The organism is Pseudomonas sp. WJP1, from assembly GCF_028471945.1.
In the GTDB taxonomy this organism is placed as follows: domain Bacteria; phylum Pseudomonadota; class Gammaproteobacteria; order Pseudomonadales; family Pseudomonadaceae; genus Aquipseudomonas.
This window is the reverse complement of sequence record NZ_CP110128.1, coordinates 2,852,155-2,870,695: the sequence shown is the minus strand read 5'-3', so window position 1 is coordinate 2,870,695 and position 18,541 is coordinate 2,852,155. Positions and strand designations below refer to the sequence as shown.

Sequence of the window (18,541 nt, the reverse complement as noted above, 5' to 3'; positions counted from 1 at the left end):
TATTGATCGCTGGCGAACCTACACAGCGATACACAACCGTCGGTTCAAGACACATTCGCCTGACATGCAGATGAAACAGTAGGCGGGTCGCCCTTCAGCGAGGGCTGAAGCACCCCAACCTCAGCAGGAGACTTCCATGATCAATCAAATCGAAACCGTCCTTTACACTGGCAAGACCGTCACCACCGGAGGCCGTCAAGGTGAGTCGCGCAGTGACGACGGGCGTCTGGACATCAAGCTGTCCCCGCCCGGTTCTTCCGGTAGCGGCACCAATCCGGAACAGCTGTTGGGTGCGGGCTGGTCGGCTTGCTTCATCGGCGCCATGGGCAAGGCAGCCACTGCGTTGAAGGTGAGCTTGCCAGCTGACGTGAGCGTTGCTACCGAAGTGGACCTGGGCAATACCGGCAACGCCTACTTCCTCCAGGCGCGCTTGAACGTCAGCCTGCCGGGCCTGGACCCCGTGCTGGCCAGGACGCTGGTGGACGCGGCGCATCAGACCTGCCCGTACTCCAAGGCAACCCGTGGCAACATCGATGTCACGATCAACCTGGTGTAAGCCGGTATTGAATACTCGGTAGTAAATGCCAGACAAACAAATGCCCCGGAAGTCGGGGCATTTGATCTTGGCTAGCTGCATATATTCAGCTGCACAAGTCGGCTTCAAGAGCCAAGTAGGTGGCCAGCGCTGGTCTCTGGCTTACGAGGTTTATCAGGACTCTCACAGCAACAGCAATAAGCGCTGTCCTGCTTCACACGGCATAAGGGCTGGATCTCAGCGCGGAGATCTTTCTAACCGTGTACCCTTCGGAGCGCGCCCCACGCGTCCTCGCTATCCGCTTGCGCATCAGTCTGCGTTTTCACCTACAACTTCAGAGTAGCAAAACACTCGGGGGGTGGGTCGGTATTTTTAGATCGATTTGGTCCTGCGAAAACTGGCGAAGTTCGGAAAAATAATATTGCCCGTTAGTCCCTGTTCGGTCACTCCTCGGAGTGTCAAAGGCTACTCAGCAGAAGGCGTTCTAGCAAGCGGATCAGGCTATTCAGTAACTACTACACAAGGTCAGCAAAGAGGCCGGGCTTGAGGAGAATATCAATCGCTGCAAAGCCATAGAATGCGTTGGCGAACTGACTGCAACCAGGTTGGCGACGACTTTTATGCGGGGAGATTTTGCGAACAGCGCCGCGTTTATCGCTTTTTTAGGAATGGACCCGGGAGTCGATGACGCCGGCAAGAAGAGTGGCCTGCGGCATCTGACCAAGAAAGGCGACCCGGAAGTTCGCCGCCTGGCGTACAACGCCGCAATGGCGGCGTGTCGCTCGCCTAAATGGAAACCGTTTTACGAGTCCTATCTGGCTAGAGGCTTCTCGAAAACCCAGGCCTTGGGGGAAAAAACAACAGTTCTGAAAAGAACGATGTCATGCAAACCCAACTCCTGATCAAGCGCCAACTGCTCACCGGCGAAGGCCCCGCCCAACCGGTGTTCAACCCCGCGCTGGGCCGTGCGCTGGTGGAAATCAACGAAGCCAGCGAGGCCCAGGTCGATGCCGCGGTCAGCAGCATCAAGTACGGCTGCACCTGGGTGAATACGCACTTCATGCTGGTCAGCGAAATGCCCCATGGTGGGCAGAAGCTGTCGGGGTATGGAAAGGACATGTCGATGTATGGGTTGGCGGATTACACCGTTGTTCGGCATGTGAGGTTCAAGCACTAAAAAGCATCGCGGGTGCGGCGATCCGACGTGCCCGCGAAGGGCGGTCTGTCTAAGACACCGCATCGCCTGGTTCGCCGGCAAGCCTGGCTCCTACAGGCGATGGCGGCACACCCAATCCCCCGCCATCCGCTACAGCGTCCTCTGGCTATTGCCAATGCCCTTGGCAATGTCGATCCCCCAGTCCATTGCCGCTTCCATGTCCAGCATATGTGGTTTTGGATCGTGGTTTTCGTCAATGGCCGAGCCATCCGGTCGGTAGACACCGATGAACATGCCCAACGAGCCGTCCTTCAGGATCTCGGCCGTGACCTTGATTTTGCATCCGTTCGAAAGCGTCTCCTTGTGCTCGATATGGCGCTCAGTCATTGCTGCTCTCCTCCCGTGGCTGGTTTCGACCTATCGGCAATGCTAGCTCAGGCGCGTGCAAAGCGTTGATCGAGGCGACGGCGACCGCGCCCTGACAGCGGCGCAATGCCACCTATACTAGAGGCCACCTCCCCCCCCAAGGGGCTGCACTCCCAACAATAAAAAGCAGAGGTGGAACATGGTCTGGCAGCAAATCTACGATCCGTTCAACAACCCGGTGCTTTCAACCCTCATGGCCGCCGTGCCGGTGGTGGTGATGCTGGCAGCCCTCGCGTTCTTCCATGTCAAGGCACACCTGGCGGCACTGCTCGCCCTGGCATCGGCCCTGGTGATCGCGATTTTCGCTTTCGGCATGCCCGCCGACATGGCGGGGTCGGCCGCGTTGTACGGCGCCGCCAACGGTTTGCTGCCCATCGGCTGGATTGTGTTGAACATCATTTTCCTGCATCGGCTGACAACCGAGAACGGCTCGTTCAAAGTGCTGCAGGACTCCCTGGCGCGAATCACCGACGATCGCCGCCTGCAATTGCTGCTGATCGCTTTCTGCTTCGGCGCCTTTTTCGAGGGCGCGGCGGGGTTCGGCACACCGGTGGCGGTGACTGGTGCGATCCTCATCGGCCTGGGCTTCTCACCGTTGGCGGCCTCGGGCCTGGCGCTGATCGCCAACACCGCCCCCGTGGCCTTCGGAGCCCTGGGTACACCGATCATCACCCTGGCCAAAGTCACCGGGCTCGATGAAATGGAGCTGTCGATGATGGTCGGTCGGCAATTGCCGTTCTTCTCGGTGATCGTGCCCTTCTGGCTGATCTGGGCTTTCGCCGGCTGGCGCAAGATGCTGGAAATCTGGCCGGCGATCCTGGTGACCGGGGTCAGTTTTGCCGTTCCGCAGTTCATCGTGTCCAACTATCACGGGCCGATGCTGGTGGACGTGATCGCCGCGCTGATCTCCATGGCCTGCCTGACAGGCTTCCTGAAGGTGTGGAAACCGGCCAGCGTGCATACCTCTGCGGCCCTGTCCGGGCGCGTCGACAACTCGGCCATCGCCGAGGAGCACGACGAAAAACCGGTCGCCAGCGCCACCTTTGCCAGCGATGCCAAGCCCGCGGTGATGCGCGCCTGGATGCCGTGGATCATCCTCACCGTCTTCGTTTTCGCCTGGGGTACCCAAGGCTTCAAGAACATGTTTGACACCCGCCCGGCGATCGATCCGGCCACCAGCACGGCCAAACTCGACCCCCAGGGTAAACCGCTGCGCGAGGCCAACCCGATTTTCGCCCCGATCCTGACCTTCACCACGATTCACCAGCAGATCGAAAAGGTTCCGCCCGTGGTGCCCGCGCCGAAGACCGAAGAAGCGATCTACAAGTTCACCTGGTTCACCAGCACCGGCACCGGCATCCTGCTGTCGGCGATCCTCGGTGGGCTGTTGATGGGCTACTCCATCCCGCAGTTGGTTCACCAGTACCTGCGCACGCTGTGGGTGGTGCGCTACTCACTGATCACCATTACCGCGATGCTCGCCCTGGGCTTCCTGACCCGCTACTCGGGGCTGGACGCGACCATGGGCCTGGCTTTTGCCGCGACAGGGATTTTCTATCCGATGTTCGGCACCCTGCTGGGCTGGCTCGGCGTGGCCCTGACCGGCTCGGACACCGCCTCCAACGTGCTGTTCGGTGGTTTGCAAAAAGTCACCGCCGAGCAACTGGGGCTCAGCCCGGTGTTGATGGCCGCCGCCAACAGTTCTGGCGGGGTCATGGGCAAGATGGTCGACGCCCAGTCGATCGTGGTCGCCTCCACCGCCACCCGCTGGTATGGCCATGAAGGGGAAATCCTGCGCTATGTGTTTTTCCACTCGATCGTCCTGGCGATTCTGGTCGGCGGCTTGGTGACGTTGCAGGCCTACGTGGCTCCGTTCAGCCATATGGTGGTGGGCGGCCATTGATTCGGCACCACCCGGGTTGCTCGCGCAACTCTGTTAAAAAAGCCCGGGCAATCGCCCGGGCTTTCATGAACGGAGTATCGTAAAACGACTATGAATATTCTCTACGATGAACGCGTTGATGGCGCTCTGCCAGACGTCGACAAGGCCGCCTTGTTGCAGGCCTTGCGTACGCAACTGCCCGATCTGGAGATCCTGCACCAGCGCGAAGAACTCAAACCGTACGAATGCGACGGCCTGAGCGCCTACCGCACCACGCCGATGCTGGTGGTGCTGCCGCGCGAGATTGCCCAGGTGCAGGGCGTATTGCGCCTGTGCCATGAACGCCGGGTCCCGGTGGTCGCCCGAGGCGCCGGGACCGGTCTGTCCGGCGGCGCACTGCCCCTGGAAAAAGGCGTGCTGCTGGTGATGGCCCGCTTCAACCAGATTCTGCAGATCGACCCCGCCGCCCGTACCGCCAGGGTGCAGCCGGGGGTGCGCAACCTGGCGATTTCCCAGGCCGCCGCACCGTACGGCCTGTACTACGCGCCCGACCCGTCCTCGCAAATCGCCTGTTCCATCGGTGGTAACGTCGCCGAAAACGCCGGCGGCGTGCATTGCCTGAAATACGGCCTGACCGTGCACAACCTGCTCAAGGTCGACATCCTCACCGTCGACGGCGAACACCTGACCCTGGGCTCCGACGCCCTGGACTCCCCAGGCCTGGACCTGCTGGCCTTGTTCACCGGCTCCGAAGGCATGCTTGGCGTGATTACCGAGGTCACGGTCAAGTTGCTGCCCAAACCGCAATCCGCCAAGGTGCTGCTGGCGGCGTTCGACTCCGTGGAAAAAGCCGGCCGCGCCGTCGGCGACATCATTGCCGCCGGTATCATTCCCGGGGGCCTTGAGATGATGGACAACCTGGCCATCCGCGCCGCCGAAGACTTTATCCACGCCGGTTACCCGGTGGAGGCCGAGGCCATCCTGCTGTGCGAACTCGACGGCGTCGAAGCCGACGTGCGTGACGATTGCGATCGCGTGCGCCAGGTGCTGGAGCAGGCCGGTGCCACCGAAGTGCGCCAGGCCCGGGATGAGGCCGAACGCGTGCGCTTCTGGGCCGGGCGCAAGAACGCCTTTCCGGCGGTCGGCCGCCTGTCACCGGATTACTACTGCATGGACGGCACCATCCCGCGCCGTGAGCTGCCGGGCGTGCTCAAGGCCATCGCCGAACTCTCGGCGGAGTACGGCCTGCGGGTGGCCAACGTGTTCCATGCCGGGGACGGCAACATGCATCCGCTGATCCTGTTCGATGCCAATACGCCAGGCGAACTGGATCGCGCCGAAGCCCTGGGCGGCAAGATCCTCGAGCTGTGCGTGAAGGTCGGCGGCAGCATTACCGGTGAACACGGCGTGGGCCGGGAAAAGATCAATCAGATGTGCGCGCAGTTCAACAGCGATGAGCTGACCCTGTTCCATGCGGTCAAGGCGGCATTCGACCCCGGCGGCCTGCTCAATCCCGGCAAGAACATACCGACCCTGCACCGCTGCGCCGAGTTTGGCGCCATGCATGTGCACGCAGGAAAACTGCCCTTCCCTGACCTGGAGCGTTTCTGATGCACCCACCCGCTGATCTCGATGACAGCGTTGCGCTGCTGGAGCAGGTCAACCAGGCGTTGGCCAACGCCACGCCGCTACGGATTCAGGGCGCCAACAGCAAGGCGTTCCTGGGCCGCGTGACGGCGGGGGAAATACTCGATACACGATCGCACCGGGGCATCGTGCGCTATGACCCGACCGAGCTTGTGATCACTGTGCGCTGCGGCACGCCACTGGCGGAACTGGCCAAGGTGCTGGACGCCGCGCAGCAGATGCTGCCCTGCGAACCGCCGGCCTTCGGCGATGACGCCACCGTCGGCGGCATGATCGCTTGCGGGTTGTCCGGGCCGCGTCGGCCGTGGTCGGGGTCGGTCAGGGATTTCGTGCTGGGCACGCGGGTGATCACAGGGCTCGGCAAGCATTTGCGTTTCGGTGGCGAGGTCATGAAGAACGTCGCCGGTTACGACCTGTCGCGCCTGATGGCCGGCAGTTACGGCACCCTGGGCCTGATCACCGAGGTCTCGCTCAAGGTCCTGCCCAAGCCCCGGCAGGCCCTGAGCATCAGCCTGCAAATGAGCGCCGAGCATGCCCTGCTGCGCCTGGCGGAATGGGGCCAGCAACCGCTGCCGATCAGCGCTGCGTGTCATGACGGTGAGCGCCTGCACCTGCGGCTCGAGGGCGGCGAAGGCTCGGTGGCGGCGGCCCATGAACGCCTGGGTGGCGAGGTGCTCGACGCTGCGTATTGGGCCGATCTCAACGAACAGCGCCTAGCGTTCTTCGACGAAGACCAGCCATTGTGGCGCCTGTCCGTGCCCAACAACACACCGCGACTGTCCCTGCCCGGTCGGCAACTGATCGACTGGGGCGGCGCCCAGCGCTGGCTCAAGTCCGATGCCCAGGCCAGGTTCATTCGCCAGGTCGTCGCAGAGGCCGGCGGGCACGTCACCTGCTACAGCCACGGGCTCACCGACACGCCCTTCCAGCCGTTGCCCGACGCGCTGCTGCGCTACCATCAGAGCCTCAAGCGGCAACTCGACCCCCAGGGCATCTTCAACCCCGGACGCCTGTACGCGGAGTTATGAATCATGCAGACCACCTTGAGCGAACGCGCCCGCCGATTGCCCCGTGCCGAAGAAGCCGACAGCATCCTGCGCACCTGCGTGCACTGCGGTTTCTGCAACGCCACCTGCCCGACCTATCAATTGCTTGGCGATGAACTCGATGGCCCGCGCGGACGCATCTACCTGATCAAACAGGTGCTGGAAGGCAATGAGGTCACGGAAAAAACCCAGCAGCACCTGGATCGCTGCCTGTCGTGTCGCAACTGCGAGACCACCTGCCCTTCGGGGGTCGATTACCACAACTTGCTGGACATCGGCCGGGCCGTGGTCGATGCGGCGGTGCCGCGTCCGATCGGCCAGCGCCTGTTGCGCGAGGGGCTGCGTACGCTGGTGCCGCATCCAGACCTGTTCAAGCACCTGGTCAACAGCGGCCAGACATTACGCGCGCTGCTGCCCGGCACCCTGCAAAGCAAACTGCCGCGCAACCTCCCGGCGCCCAAGCAGCGTCCCGCACCCCGCCATGCCCGGCAGGTGCTGATGCTCGAAGGTTGCGTGCAACAGGCCCTGTCGCCCAATACCAACGTGGCCGCCGCCCGGGTACTGGACCGGCTGGGCATCAGCGTCATGCCGGCCCGCGAGGCCGGGTGTTGCGGCGCCGTGGATTATCACCTGGACGCCCAGGCCGCCGGCCTCGATCGCGCCCGGCACAACATCGACGCCTGGTGGCCGGGCATTGAACAAGGTGCCGAAGCCATCGTGCAAACCGCCAGCGGTTGCGGTGCCTTTATCAAGGATTACGGGCATCTGCTCGAACGCGACCCGGTCTATGCCGAAAAAGCCAGGAGGGTCAGCGCGCTGGCCCGGGACCTGGTGGAAGTCTTGCGCGACGAACCGCTGGAACAGCTGGGCATCCACAACGCCCACCGCGTGGCGTTCCATTGTCCCTGCACCTTGCAGCACGCGCAAAAACTCGGTGGCGCGGTGGAAAAACTGCTGATCCGCCTGGGGGTCAACCTCACCAGCGTTCCCGACAGCCATTTGTGCTGCGGTTCGGCGGGCACCTATTCGCTGACCCAACCGGAACTGGCCCGGCAACTGCGCGACAACAAGATGAACGCCCTGGAAAGCGGCTACCCTGAAGTCATCGTCACCGCCAACATCGGCTGTCAGTCGCACCTCGACGGTGCGGGCAGAACCCCCGTGCGGCACTGGATCGAACTGGTCGAAGACGCCCTGTCCCAATAGCGCCCAATGGAGAACGCCATGAACCACAAAGCCGTCCTGAGCCAGGCTGAAGTCAGCCAGATTCTCGCTGCCGCGCGCACCGAAGCCCAGGCCAACCACTGGCCGGTGACCATTGTGGTGGTCGATGACGGCGGCCATCCCCTGGCCCTCGAACGCCTCGATGGCGCGCCGCCCATCAGTGCCTACATCGCCACCGAAAAAGCCCGCACCTCGGCCCTCGGGCGGCGTGAATCCAAAGGCTATGAAGAGATGGTCAATGGCGGGCGTACGGCCTTTCTGTCGGCCCCGCTGCTGACCTCCCTCGAAGGCGGAGTGCCAATCACGGTCGACGGCCAGGTAATAGGCGCGGTCGGGGTTTCCGGGGTCAGGGCCGAACAGGATGCACAGGTAGCGAAAGCCGGGGCGCAGTGTCTCGGTTGAACACAGGGCATGTCGCAGCAAGAGCCATCAATCCGCCGAAGAGGAAGCGCACCGATGACCCGTCTCACTGCAAAAGACTTTTCCCCGCAATTGCTGGAGCTCTACGACTACTACGCCCATGGCCTGATCAACCGGCGCGAATTTCTCGACCGCGCCGCGCTGTTCACCTTGGGCGGCTTGACCGCCAGTGCACTGCTGGCATCCCTGAGCCCGGACTACGCCCTTGCCGAACAGGTCGAGTTCACCGACCCGGACATCATCGCCGAGTACGTGACTTACCCCTCGCCCAAGGGCAACGGGCAGGTGCGGGCCTATCTGGTGCGTCCGGCAAAAGCCGCCGGCAAGGTCGCGGCGGTGGTGGTCGTCCATGAAAACCGCGGGCTCAATCCTTACATCGAAGACGTTGCGCGGCGCCTGGCCAAGGCCGGTTTCATCGCCCTCGCCCCGGACGGCCTGAGCTCGGTCGGCGGTTACCCGGGCAACGACGACAAGGGCCGTGCGCTTCAGGAAAAGGTCGACCCGCAAAAGCTCATGAATGACTTCTTTGCCGCCGTCGAGTGGATGATGAAGCATCCCGACGCCAGTGGAAAAGTCGGCATCACCGGTTTCTGTTATGGCGGTGGAGTCACTAACGCGGCAGCCGTGGCTTACCCGGAACTGGGCGCGGCGGTGTCGTTCTACGGCCGGCAACCGGACGCCAAGGATGTGCCCCGGATCAAGGCGCCGGTGATGCTGCACTTCGGTGAACTGGATACGCGAATCAATGAGGGCTGGCCCGCCTATGAGCAGGCGCTGAAGGCCGGCGGCAAGACCTATGAAGCCTATATCTACCCCGGCGCCAACCATGGCTTTCACAACGACTCCACACCGCGTTACGACGAGGCGGCGGCGAAGCTGGCGTGGGAGCGGACGCTGGGGTGGTTTCGTAAATATTTGGTGTGATCGAACTGTTCACTTCAGGTTGGGGGGCTGCAGGTGCTTATTTGGATTGGGTGTATATCCATTCCTGCGGTAACGGCCACTTATGGTTTCGCCCTTACGGCGAGTCCCTTTTTCAAACGCCAAAAAGGAACCAAAAGGCATGCCCCACCACTCGGTGCCTCGCTAGAGCTCGGCATGCCCTCACTCCGGCATTGCTCCGTGGGTCGCCGCGATGGGCCATCCATGGCCCAGCGCGGCTAAACCGGCGTCCTGCCGGTTTACCCACTGCGCAATGCCTGCGTTCGGCCATCGTGGTTAACGGGGCACCCAGATCAAAAACAAAAGCGAGGCGGCCTTAAAGCCGACCTGATTTTTTCCAGAAACCCCAATCCCCTGTAGGAGCCAGGCTTGCCGGCGAACCAGACGCTGCGGTGTGTCTCTTGTACCGCGTTATCGTTCTTCGCCGGCAAGCCTGGCTCCTACAGGAGGAACGCGTACGGCTACCAATTAGGTCGGCTGTAAGGCCGCCTCGCTTTGGCCGTTGCTTTGGCTTTTGATTTTCTTGCCCCATCGAGAGGCCGAGTGGAGGTTCTGCGCAGTGGGTAAACCGGCATGGATGCCGGTTTAGCCGCGCTGGGCCATGGATGGCCCATCGCGGCGACCCACGGAGCAGGACCGGAGCGAGGGCATGCCGAGCCTTAGCGAGGGGCCGAACGCCAAGGGCAAGAGCCCTTGGTTACTTGGGGCTTTTCCAAGTGACTCGCCGTAAGGGCGAAACCATAAGTGGCCGTTACCGCAGGAATGGATATGTACACCCCACGTTTTACATACATTCCTATGATTAATCGAACAGCATTCCCTGCACACCGTCCCCACAGGAGCGGTGTACAGGCCAGCCACCAGGGCCTACTTGGGTTGCGGCACCACGCGCAAATACGGTTTCAGGGTCTTGAACCCATCCGGATACTTCTTCCTGGCATCCTCATCGGACACCGACGTCGGAATGATCACATCTTCACCCGGACGCCAGTTCACCGGCGTGGCGACCGTGTGCTTGGCGTTCAGTTGCAGCGAGTCGAGCAGGCGCAACACTTCGTCGAAATTACGCCCGGCGCTCATCGGGTAAATCAGCATCGCCTTGACCTTCTTGTCCGGGCCGATGATGAACACCGAACGGACCGTGGCGTTGTCCACGGCGGTGCGCTGGCCGCCGCTGGCATTGGGGTGAATCATGTCGTAGAGCTTGGCCACCACCAGGTTGTCGTCACCGATCATCGGATAGTTGACCGCATGGCCCTGGGTTTCCTCGATGTCGCCGATCCACGCATGGTGATCACTGACCGGGTCGATGCTCAAGCCGACGACCTTGGTGTTGCGTTTGTCGAACTCCGGCTTCAACCGGGCCATATAGCCCAGCTCGGTGGTGCAGACCGGGGTGAAGTCTTTCGGGTGCGAGAACAGGATGGCCCATTTGTCGCCAATCCATTCGTGGAAGCGGATCGGCCCTTCGGTACTGTCGGCGGTGAAATCCGGTGCCTCATCGCCAATGCGGATAGTCATGTTCGATCTCCTTTTGGGTAATGGTCGGGGATGTCTTGCATGCTCAGGTTTTTCAAACCTCAATCAGTGTAGTCAGGAACCTGACTGGCAAAACTTGCGTTAGCGTCAATCCACCAAGGCGATCAACTGATGACGCTGCGCATCGGTGAGCATCGGGCCGAAACCGGCGCTGGCGTTTTCCGTCATGTAGCGCGGGTTGCCGGTACCGGGGATGACGCAGGTCACCGCCGAATGCGACAACAGGAACTTGAGGGCCAGGGGCGGCCAGCTCTTGATCCCGACTTGGGCGGCCCAGCCGGGCAACGGTTTGCCCTTCAATCGCGCGATCAAGTTACCGCCGCCGAACGGCCGGTTGCAGATCACCGCCACGCCGCGGTCGCGACACAGTGGCAGGATGCGTTTCTCGACGCCGCGGTCATCCAGCGCGTAGTTGATCTGCAGGAAGTCCAGTGGCTCGGCCTTGAGCAGCGCCTCCACTTCGTCATAGGCCGACGCCGTGTAATGGGTGATGCCGATGTAGCGAATGCGCCCTTCTTCCTTCCATTGGCGCAGGGTCGGCAGGTGGGTTTGCCAGTCCAGCAGGTTGTGGATCTGCATCAGGTCGATGCGGTCGGTCTGCAGCAACCTGAACGATTGTTCCATCTGCGCAATGCCTTCCTCGCGCCCACGGGTCCACACCTTGGTCGCCAGGAAGGCCGGCGATCGTGGCTCGTGAATCGACAGCAGCTCGCCGGTGGTCTGCTCGGCGCGGCCGTACATCGGTGAACTGTCGATGACCTTGCCGCCCTTGTCGAACAGCGCGTCAAGCACGGCGGACAAGCTGCGGTATGCAGGATCCGAAGGCGCCACGTCGAAGCCGCGATAGGTGCCCAGGCCGACAGCGGGCAAAGGCTCTTTGCTGGAAGGAATGACGCGGGTCATCATGGTCTTGCCTCCTGTTCCCGCCGCTGGCGAGGTTTGCGCACCGCTCGGGCCGAGCGTGAAGACCGCCGAAGCCGCGGCAGCCAGCGTGAGTATTTGCCTGCGGGTCAAACCTTGCGCATGGTTCATGACGCTTCCCTCACCGGTGGCCCGGCTCCTGTGGGCCAGCTTCGGCCATTCGCGCCTGGCGCCTGGCCAGCCACAGGCACAACCCGCCCCACACTCCCGCCACCGGCACGACCGCCAGCGCGACCAGGCCGAAGCCTGCGCCCAGGGCCGTCAAACCGGCCGACAACCAACCACTGGCGGCGTCACCGCCACGATAGACCAGGGTTTCGATCACATTCTTGGCCTTGTACTTCTCTTCACGGCTGACCACCGTCCACAACACTTCCCGCGCCGGCCGCACAATGCCGAACTCCACCGCGCGGCGCAGCCCCTGGGCCAGTGCCACGCTGGCCGGCACCGGCGCCAGTGCCATGGCGCAAAACGCCACGACGGTCGCCAGGGGCAACGCCAGCAGCGCGCCGCCGATGCCCAGCAGGCGGATCAACGGTGCCGTCAGCAGCAACTGACAGATCAAGGTCAGCGCCGACACCAGCAAATCGACCACGGCGAAAAATTGCGTCCTGCTGCCTACATCAGCGTAGCTGCCAGCGACGATCCGTCCCTGCTCGAAATACAACAAAGTCGCGGCGCTGGTATGCAACAGCATGAAGGCCACCAACCCCAATAGATAAGGCGAGTGCAGGATCAACGTGATCCCGGCGAGCATGCTGCCGCCCAGGCGCCGTTCGTCCAATAAGCGGTTACCCTGCTGCGATTGCGTCTGCGCCAGCAGCCCCCGATAGCAACGTACCGCCAGTTCCAGCAGCAGCGCCGCACCGACGGTCAACGCCAGCGGGCCCAGACGAGTGGCCATGGTCGCCGCCAGTAAGGGCCCGATGAAGGTGCCCAGGGTACCGCCGGCCGCGATGCAGCCGAACAGCCGTCGCCCTTGCTCGCTGGAGAAACGGTCGACCAGCACGCTCCAGAAAATCGAGACGATGAACAGGTTGTAGAGGCTGATCCAGACAAAGAACACCCGCCCGACCGCCACCGGCGCGACGTGGTTGCCGATCAACAGGCCAAACACCAGCATCGACACGGCGATCGCGCGGTAGATCAACGGCACGAAGCGCGTGGCCGGCAGGCGCGATGCCAGCGCGCCAAACACCGGCACCATCAGCAGCATCACCAAGAAGGTGGCGGTGAACAGCCATTGCAACTTTTCGACGCCGCCTTCCAGACCCAAGGCATCTCGCAACGGTCGTACCAGGTAATAGCTGGCCAGCACACAGAAATGGAACGCAAAACCCAGGGCCAGGGCCGCTCTTTCCGCAGGCAACACGTTGAGCCACTTGAGCGCGATGGGCATCGGTGCCCTCCTATGCCGCCAGCTACACTTTGACGGCACCCCGGAGCCGTCAATGTCGCCCACTAACGTTAGCCGAATGTCCCGAACCCTGGTGTTACTCGTCGTCATCGCCGCTGCGCTGTACCTGGCGCTCTGCGCGGCCCTGTTCGTATTTCAGCGCGCGCTCATCTACTACCCGCAGCCCCGCGCCGTCGATGCGCCCGGGACGTTGCTGACGTTGCCGGTCGACGAGGCGCAGGTGCTGGTGTCGGTGCGCCCGCATGTCGGCCCCAAGGCGCTGATTTATTTCGGCGGCAATGCCGAGGACGTTTCGCGCAGCCTGCCGGCGTTCGACCGGGCCTTCCCCGACCATGCCCTGTACCTGCTGCATTACCGTGGCTATGGCGGCAGCAGCGGTTCCCCCTCAGAAGAAGCGCTTGCCCGCGATGCCATGACTTTGTTCGACAAGGTCTACGCCGAGCACCCGCAGATTGCCGTGGTCGGGCGCAGCCTGGGCTCGGGGGTTGCGGTGCGCCTGGCCAGTTATCGGCCGGCGGCGAAACTACTGCTGGTCACGCCCTACAACAGCCTGGAGGAGCTGGCTGAGCGCCAGTTCCGCTGGCTTCCGGTGCAGTGGCTGCTGAAGGATAAATTCGAATCCTGGCGCTACGCCGCGCACATCACGGTGCCGACGCGCCTGCTCGCCGCTGAGCACGACGAAGTGATTCCAGGGGCAAGCACCCGGCGGCTCTACAGCCATTTCCCTCCGGGCGTGGCGACGCTGCAGGTGATTGCGGGCACCGGGCACAACTCGATCGGCAACAGCCCTGAATACCTCAAGGCGCTGGAGGATGGTTTGTAACTGGCTGTAGGAGCCAGGCTTGCCGGCGAACCGAAGCACTGCGGTGTATCTGCAAGACCGCGTTATCGTTCTTCGCCGGCAAGTCGGAACGCCGCCCGCTGGCTCCTACAGGCGAACCAGACGCTGCGGTGGATTTGTCAGGCCGTGTCATATTTTTCGCCGGGTTCGCCGGGTTCGCCGGATTCGCCGTCAGGCCGGGACGCCCAGGATGATGTGCGAAGCCTTGATCACCGCCGTAGCGCTGACACCCGGTGCCAGCCCCAGTTCTGCGACGGCGTCGCGGGTCACGATCGAATACACCTTCGCACCGCCCGCCAGTTCGATCACCACTTCGGCGTTGACGGCGCCGTCGTTGACGCTCAGCACCTTGCCCTGCAGGCAGTTACGCGCCGAGAGGCGAATGTCATCGGACTCGGTCATCAACATCACCCAGGGCGCCTTGATCAGGGCGATCGCTTCCTTGCCGACGGCAATCCCCAGGTTCTTGATGCTCTCCATGGTCACGACGGCCACCAGTTGCTCACCGCCGGGCAGGGTCAGGCTCACCTCGGCATTGACCGCGCCGGCCTGAACGTCACTGACCTGGCCTTTGAATACGTTGCGTGCACTGACTTTCATGGGAAGCATCCTTTGTTGACTTTGGAGTTAGTTTTTTATCAGATTACCTGCATAAACGCTGTGTAGGAACCACCATAGCGCTCTCGTAGCGTTTACGTGGGCGAGCCGACCAGCTGGTTCTATCCCTCTTACAGCACCGCTGATCGGCGATTTCAACCACACCCAATAAAAACATATTTATATGCTTTAATTGATATTGTCGAACGTTCCCACTCTCAGAGGGTGCTGTCATGAATATCAAGATCCTTGCACTGATCCTCCTGGCTTTCCTGGCGCAACCAGCCTGGAGCCAGACCGCTCCCGCGGCTGCTCCAACCGCCGACAGCGCCGCGCTGACCACGCGCCTGGCGCTGCGCGACCTTTGGGTCGAGCACATCTTCTGGATCAGGAACTACGCGCTCGCCAACCAGGCCGCAGACCGCCAGCAGGCAAAAGTGGCGGCGGACCAGGTGGTCGACAACGCCACTAAAATAGCCAACAGCATCGCACCACTTTATGGCCAACCAGCCGCCGATCAACTGCTCAAGCTGCTTGCCGGTCACTGGGGCGCGGTGAAACACTACAGCGACGCCACGGTGGCCAAGGACAGCAAAGGCAAACAGGCCGCCGTTGCGGATTTGACCAGCAACGCCAAGGCGATTGCAGCGTTCCTGGCCGGGGCCAACCCGAATCTGCCGGAGGCGACGCTGGTCAATCTGCTGTCGGCCCATGGCGGTCACCACATCGCCCAGATCGATGAATTCGCGGCGCACGACTACGCCGGCGAAGCGCGTACCTGGTCGATGATGCGCACGCACATATTGGCGCTGGCAGACGCACTGACCGCGGCACTGGTCAAGCAATTCCCCGACAAGTTCTGACACGGCGCGAGGCCACACCATGCTGCAAGGACTGGGTCGAACCCAGCAGGACCTGCTCAATGCGCTGCTGCACCATGCCAGCGGCATGAGCATCGACGAACTGGCCGAGCATCTGGCCGTCACGCGCACGGCGATTCGCCAACACCTGGCGGCGCTGGAGCGTGATGGCCTGGTGTCGCGCGGCGAAACCCGGCCGACGGGGCGTCGTCCTGAGCAGCTGTATCAACTCACCGACCACGCCAGGGAGCAGTTCCCGCGCCAGTACCAACTGCTCGCCAGCGCGCTGATCGATGAAGTGGCCGACATCATCGGCCCCGAGGCGCTGGCAACGCTGATGCGCAACCTGGGTCGCAAACTGGCCCTGGACCGCGAACAGCAGGTCGTCGATGAAGCGAAGATCGTGCAGCACATGAATCAGGCGGGCTATGAAGCCGAGGTGTTTTTTCGCTCGTCCGGCGATCCGGAAATCGTCGCCCACAACTGCGTGTTTCACCGTCTCGCCGCCGCGCACCCGGTCGTTTGTGAACTGGACCTGGCGTTGATCGGCGCACTGGGCGGCGCTGAAGTCGATCACACAGAATGCATGGTGCGCGGCGGCACTGTCTGCCGTTTCAAACTACGGCCGGCGGAGCCACCGCCCCATCACTGACCTTGCAGCCCGGGCATCTGCATCTGCGCCCGCAGAAACCCCATCAACTCGGCCGCCGCCGGCGACAGGCTATGGCCCTTGCGACACAGAATGCCGATCTGGCGTTCCACCCGGGGCTCGGCCAGGGGCAGAAACACCAGCTGTTCATTGCCCTTGGGAAAAGCCAGGGACGGTAAGGTCGTGATGCCGATGCCCTCTTCGAGCATTGCGATCAGTGAAATCATGTTGGAGACGAACAGCAGGCTGCTGTCGAGCAAGCCTTCCGCATCGGTTCCCGCCAGCAGGCGCGAGGTACCGTTGCGCACCAGCGGGTAGGCTTGCAGGCTGGACCAGTGCAGCGCCCCGCCGTTGGCCACCAGCGGATGATCATGCCGACAGACCACCCCGACCCGGTCGCTCAGGATCGGCACGAACTCGATGTTCTCATCCGCCACCCACACGCTGCTGATGGCAAAATCCACCTGCCCCTGGACCAACAGCTGCTGCACGCTGTCGGCGGTGCCGTCCTGGATGCTGATCTGCATTTTCGGGTGCTCGCCCACGAACCGCGCGAGCAGGCTCGGCAACAAGCGGCTGGCCACTGACGGAACCGTGGCAATGCTCACCTGGCCGATTTCGTGCCGCGCCAGCAGGCTCACTTCCCGGGCGATGCGATCGTGATGGGCGAGCAAATCCTGGAACAGCGGCAGACAGTGCGCGCCAAACGGCGTCAGCTCGGTTTTACCGCCCTTTTCGAACAGTGGCTGGCCGAGCTTCTGTTCCAGCTCGCGCACGGCCAACGACAACGCCGGTTGCGTGCGATATGCCTGCCGGGCCGCGCCGTGGAAGCTTTTGAGCTGGGCGACGAGCACGAAATAACGCAGTTGGGTGATCTTCAGCTCGGGCAACACGGTTAGTTTTCCTTATCGTTTCATATTTATTATTAATTTTTATTTGCAGAGTAATACTCTCAAGATGGGACCAACGCAATCGGAGGTTCCCATGGCACTGCAACCCTACAAAAATTTCATTGGCGGCAACTGGTGCGAAGGCCAGGGTCTTATCGCCAACCACAGCCCTTCGGATGTCGAAGACCTGATTGGGCACTACCACCAGGCCAGCGCCGAACAGACCCTGGACGCCATCGCGGCGGCCCGTGACGCCCAGCCACAGTGGGCGGCCAGCGGCCTGGAACAGCGCCAGCAAATCCTGATGGCGATCGGCGACGAGCTGATGGCGCGCAAGCAAGAGCTCGGCGAACTGCTCTCGCGCGAAGAGGGCAAGCCGCTGGCCGAGGGCATCGGTGAAGTCCATCGCAGCGCGCAATTCTTCCACTACTACGCCGCCGAAGTGTTGCGCCAGATGGGCGAGACGGCTGCCTCGGTACGTCCCGGGATCGAGATCGAAGTCCAGCGCGAACCGGTGGGCGTGGTCGGCATCATCACCCCGTGGAACTTCCCGATGGCCACCGCCGCGTGGAAGATCGCCCCGGCCCTGGCCTTCGGCAACGCCGTGGTATTCAAGCCGGCCAACCTGGTGCCTGCCAGCGCCTGGGCCCTGACCGAGATCATCAGCCGCCAGCCCCTGCCCGCAGGCACCTTCAACCTGGTGATGGGCAGTGGCAGCGTGGTGGGCGAAAGCCTGATCCAGTCGGCCGATATCGATGCGCTGACGTTCACCGGTTCCCTGCAGACCGGCCGCCGCGTCGCGGTGGCCACCGCCGGCAACCTGGTGCGCTGCCAGCTGGAGATGGGCAGCAAGAACGCCTTGGTCGTGCTGGATGATGCAGACCTCGACATCGCCGTCGAATGCGCCTTGAACGGTGCCTTTTTCGGCACCGGGCAAAAGTGCACCGCCTCCTCGCGCCTGATCGTCTGCGACGGCATCCATGACCGGTTCGTCGAAGCACTGGTCGCACGCATGCGCCAGCTGAAAGTCGGCCATGCCCTTGAACAAGGGGTGCAGATCGGCCCCGTCGCCGAAGCCCGGCAACTGCAACAGAACCTTGATTATCTGCGCCTGGCCCAGGAAGACGGCGCGACCCTGGTCGAAGGCGGCGACTTGCTCGCCCTGGAACCGGCCGGGCACTACATGCGCCCCGCGCTGTTCACCCACACCACCAACCAGATGCGCATCAACCGCGAAGAAGTGTTCGGGCCGATTGCCTGCGTGATCCGGGTGAGCGACTACGAGCAGGCCCTGGCCGTACTGAACGACACCGAATATGGCCTGACCGCCGGAATCATCACCCAGTCGCTGCGTTATGCCAGCGACTTCAAGCGCCGCGCCCGTACCGGTTGCGTGATGGTCAACCTGCCCACTGCCGGCACCGATTACCACGTGCCGTTCGGCGGCCGCAAAAACTCGAGCTTCGGTCCGCGCGAGCAAGGGCAATACGCCCGCGAGTTCTACACCGTGGTCAAGACCACCTACGTGCGACCTTGAACGGGAGATCAC

The 18,541-nt window shown here is 62.6% G+C and carries 17 protein-coding genes and 2 pseudogenes; 13 read left to right on the top strand and 6 right to left on the bottom strand.

Features of this window, described 5'->3' with window-relative positions; genetic code table 11:
* Positions 1-136: 136 nt before the first annotated feature.
* The 3 genes and pseudogenes from OH720_RS13080 to OH720_RS13070 all read left to right on the top strand — a co-directional run.
* Entirely contained in the window at positions 137-556 is a 420-nt protein-coding gene (locus OH720_RS13080) for an organic hydroperoxide resistance protein (RefSeq protein WP_272605949.1), read from the top strand.
* A gap of 467 nt (positions 557-1,023) precedes the next feature.
* Positions 1,024-1,383 (top strand): annotated as a pseudogene (locus tag OH720_RS31870) (transposase); the annotation flags it as partial.
* Positions 1,384-1,559: 176 nt separating this feature from the next.
* A pseudogene (locus OH720_RS13070) lies at positions 1,560-1,712 on the top strand (aldehyde dehydrogenase family protein); the annotation flags it as partial.
* A gap of 129 nt (positions 1,713-1,841) precedes the next feature.
* Here the strand turns inward: OH720_RS13070 and OH720_RS13065 are convergent.
* Positions 1,842-2,078: a hypothetical protein gene (locus OH720_RS13065; RefSeq protein ID WP_008065918.1), complete on the bottom strand. Its 237-nt coding sequence runs from the start codon at positions 2,076-2,078 to the stop codon at positions 1,842-1,844.
* A gap of 178 nt (positions 2,079-2,256) precedes the next feature.
* Here OH720_RS13065 and OH720_RS13060 point away from each other — a divergent pair, with 178 nt between their 5' ends.
* From OH720_RS13060 to yghX, 6 genes are all read left to right on the top strand, one after another.
* Positions 2,257-4,020 (top strand): L-lactate permease, encoded by a 1,764-nt coding sequence (locus OH720_RS13060; protein ID WP_272605947.1) that lies wholly within the window; start codon positions 2,257-2,259, stop codon positions 4,018-4,020.
* 90 nt (positions 4,021-4,110) lie between these two features.
* Positions 4,111-5,610, top strand: a complete 1,500-nt coding sequence (gene glcD / locus OH720_RS13055) for a glycolate oxidase subunit GlcD (protein ID WP_272605946.1) — start codon at positions 4,111-4,113, stop codon at positions 5,608-5,610.
* Positions 5,610-6,674 (top strand): glycolate oxidase subunit GlcE, encoded by a 1,065-nt coding sequence (glcE, locus tag OH720_RS13050; RefSeq protein WP_272605945.1) that lies wholly within the window; start codon positions 5,610-5,612, stop codon positions 6,672-6,674. Before glcD ends, glcE begins: the two co-directional genes overlap by 1 nt.
* 3 nt (positions 6,675-6,677) lie before the next feature.
* Positions 6,678-7,898: a glycolate oxidase subunit GlcF gene (gene glcF / locus OH720_RS13045; RefSeq protein WP_272605944.1), complete on the top strand. Its 1,221-nt coding sequence runs from the start codon at positions 6,678-6,680 to the stop codon at positions 7,896-7,898.
* Between the two features lie 18 nt (positions 7,899-7,916).
* The gene (locus OH720_RS13040) at positions 7,917-8,318 is read left to right on the top strand and encodes a heme-binding protein (RefSeq protein WP_272605943.1); all 402 of its coding nucleotides are present in this window, start codon (positions 7,917-7,919) and stop codon (positions 8,316-8,318) included.
* Positions 8,319-8,372: 54 nt separating this feature from the next.
* On the top strand, positions 8,373-9,260 hold the full coding sequence (gene yghX, locus OH720_RS13035; protein WP_008065924.1) for a YghX family hydrolase: 888 nt from the start codon (positions 8,373-8,375) through the stop codon (positions 9,258-9,260).
* Between the two features lie 885 nt (positions 9,261-10,145).
* Here yghX and OH720_RS13030 read toward each other — a convergent pair.
* The 3 genes from OH720_RS13030 to OH720_RS13020 form a co-directional block, all read right to left on the bottom strand.
* Complete coding sequence (locus tag OH720_RS13030) at positions 10,146-10,799, bottom strand: peroxiredoxin (protein ID WP_008061088.1); 654 nt, start codon at positions 10,797-10,799, stop codon at positions 10,146-10,148.
* A gap of 105 nt (positions 10,800-10,904) precedes the next feature.
* Positions 10,905-11,849, bottom strand: coding sequence for an aldo/keto reductase (locus OH720_RS13025; protein ID WP_272605942.1), 945 nt, complete (start codon positions 11,847-11,849; stop codon positions 10,905-10,907).
* Positions 11,850-11,859: 10 nt separating this feature from the next.
* Positions 11,860-13,137 carry an NTP/NDP exchange transporter gene (locus tag OH720_RS13020; RefSeq protein WP_272605941.1) on the bottom strand — a complete coding sequence of 426 codons (1,278 nt, stop codon included), beginning with the start codon at positions 13,135-13,137 and terminating at the stop codon, positions 11,860-11,862.
* A gap of 52 nt (positions 13,138-13,189) precedes the next feature.
* Between OH720_RS13020 and OH720_RS13015 the strand changes: the two genes are divergently transcribed.
* Entirely contained in the window at positions 13,190-13,978 is a 789-nt protein-coding gene (locus tag OH720_RS13015) for an alpha/beta hydrolase (protein WP_272605940.1), read from the top strand.
* Between the two features lie 189 nt (positions 13,979-14,167).
* Here OH720_RS13015 and OH720_RS13010 read toward each other — a convergent pair whose 3' ends face one another.
* On the bottom strand, positions 14,168-14,596 hold the full coding sequence (locus OH720_RS13010; RefSeq protein WP_272605939.1) for a TOBE domain-containing protein: 429 nt from the start codon (positions 14,594-14,596) through the stop codon (positions 14,168-14,170).
* A 230-nt stretch (positions 14,597-14,826) separates the two neighbouring features.
* Here OH720_RS13010 and OH720_RS13005 point away from each other — a divergent pair, with 230 nt between their 5' ends.
* Both OH720_RS13005 and OH720_RS13000 read left to right on the top strand, forming a co-directional pair.
* Positions 14,827-15,456: a hypothetical protein gene (locus OH720_RS13005; protein ID WP_180206074.1), complete on the top strand. Its 630-nt coding sequence runs from the start codon at positions 14,827-14,829 to the stop codon at positions 15,454-15,456.
* Positions 15,457-15,475: 19 nt separating this feature from the next.
* Positions 15,476-16,105 carry a helix-turn-helix transcriptional regulator gene (locus OH720_RS13000; protein ID WP_272605938.1) on the top strand — a complete coding sequence of 210 codons (630 nt, stop codon included), beginning with the start codon at positions 15,476-15,478 and terminating at the stop codon, positions 16,103-16,105.
* Here OH720_RS13000 and OH720_RS12995 read toward each other — a convergent pair.
* Positions 16,099-16,995, bottom strand: coding sequence for a LysR family transcriptional regulator (locus OH720_RS12995; RefSeq protein ID WP_272605937.1), 897 nt, complete (start codon positions 16,993-16,995; stop codon positions 16,099-16,101). The two genes, OH720_RS13000 and OH720_RS12995, sit on opposite strands and share 7 nt — an antisense overlap.
* Before the next feature lie 91 nt (positions 16,996-17,086).
* Between OH720_RS12995 and OH720_RS12990 the strand changes: the two genes are divergently transcribed.
* Complete coding sequence (locus tag OH720_RS12990) at positions 17,087-18,529, top strand: aldehyde dehydrogenase family protein (RefSeq protein ID WP_272605936.1); 1,443 nt, start codon at positions 17,087-17,089, stop codon at positions 18,527-18,529.
* Positions 18,530-18,541: the final 12 nt, after the last annotated feature.

What these genes read in the sequence shown, in the direction of transcription:
- glcF (WP_272605944.1), top strand. Translation starts at nt 6,678, where the DNA reads ATGCAGACCACCTTGAGCGAACGCGCCCGCCGATTGCCCCGTGCCGAA.
- glcE (WP_272605945.1), top strand. Translation starts at nt 5,610, where the DNA reads ATGCACCCACCCGCTGATCTCGATGACAGCGTTGCGCTGCTGGAGCAG.
- OH720_RS13000 (WP_272605938.1), top strand. Translation starts at nt 15,476, where the DNA reads ATGCTGCAAGGACTGGGTCGAACCCAGCAGGACCTGCTCAATGCGCTG.
- OH720_RS13040 (WP_272605943.1), top strand. Translation starts at nt 7,917, where the DNA reads ATGAACCACAAAGCCGTCCTGAGCCAGGCTGAAGTCAGCCAGATTCTC.
- OH720_RS13015 (WP_272605940.1), top strand. Translation starts at nt 13,190, where the DNA reads ATGTCGCCCACTAACGTTAGCCGAATGTCCCGAACCCTGGTGTTACTC.
- yghX (WP_008065924.1), top strand. Translation starts at nt 8,373, where the DNA reads ATGACCCGTCTCACTGCAAAAGACTTTTCCCCGCAATTGCTGGAGCTC.
- glcD (WP_272605946.1), top strand. Translation starts at nt 4,111, where the DNA reads ATGAATATTCTCTACGATGAACGCGTTGATGGCGCTCTGCCAGACGTC.
- OH720_RS13020 (WP_272605941.1), bottom strand. Translation starts at nt 13,137, where the DNA reads ATGCCCATCGCGCTCAAGTGGCTCAACGTGTTGCCTGCGGAAAGAGCG.
- OH720_RS13060 (WP_272605947.1), top strand. Translation starts at nt 2,257, where the DNA reads ATGGTCTGGCAGCAAATCTACGATCCGTTCAACAACCCGGTGCTTTCA.
- OH720_RS12990 (WP_272605936.1), top strand. Translation starts at nt 17,087, where the DNA reads ATGGCACTGCAACCCTACAAAAATTTCATTGGCGGCAACTGGTGCGAA.
- OH720_RS13005 (WP_180206074.1), top strand. Translation starts at nt 14,827, where the DNA reads ATGAATATCAAGATCCTTGCACTGATCCTCCTGGCTTTCCTGGCGCAA.
- OH720_RS13025 (WP_272605942.1), bottom strand. Translation starts at nt 11,849, where the DNA reads ATGAACCATGCGCAAGGTTTGACCCGCAGGCAAATACTCACGCTGGCT.
- OH720_RS13065 (WP_008065918.1), bottom strand. Translation starts at nt 2,078, where the DNA reads ATGACTGAGCGCCATATCGAGCACAAGGAGACGCTTTCGAACGGATGC.
- OH720_RS13010 (WP_272605939.1), bottom strand. Translation starts at nt 14,596, where the DNA reads ATGAAAGTCAGTGCACGCAACGTATTCAAAGGCCAGGTCAGTGACGTT.
- OH720_RS13080 (WP_272605949.1), top strand. Translation starts at nt 137, where the DNA reads ATGATCAATCAAATCGAAACCGTCCTTTACACTGGCAAGACCGTCACC.
- OH720_RS13030 (WP_008061088.1), bottom strand. Translation starts at nt 10,799, where the DNA reads ATGACTATCCGCATTGGCGATGAGGCACCGGATTTCACCGCCGACAGT.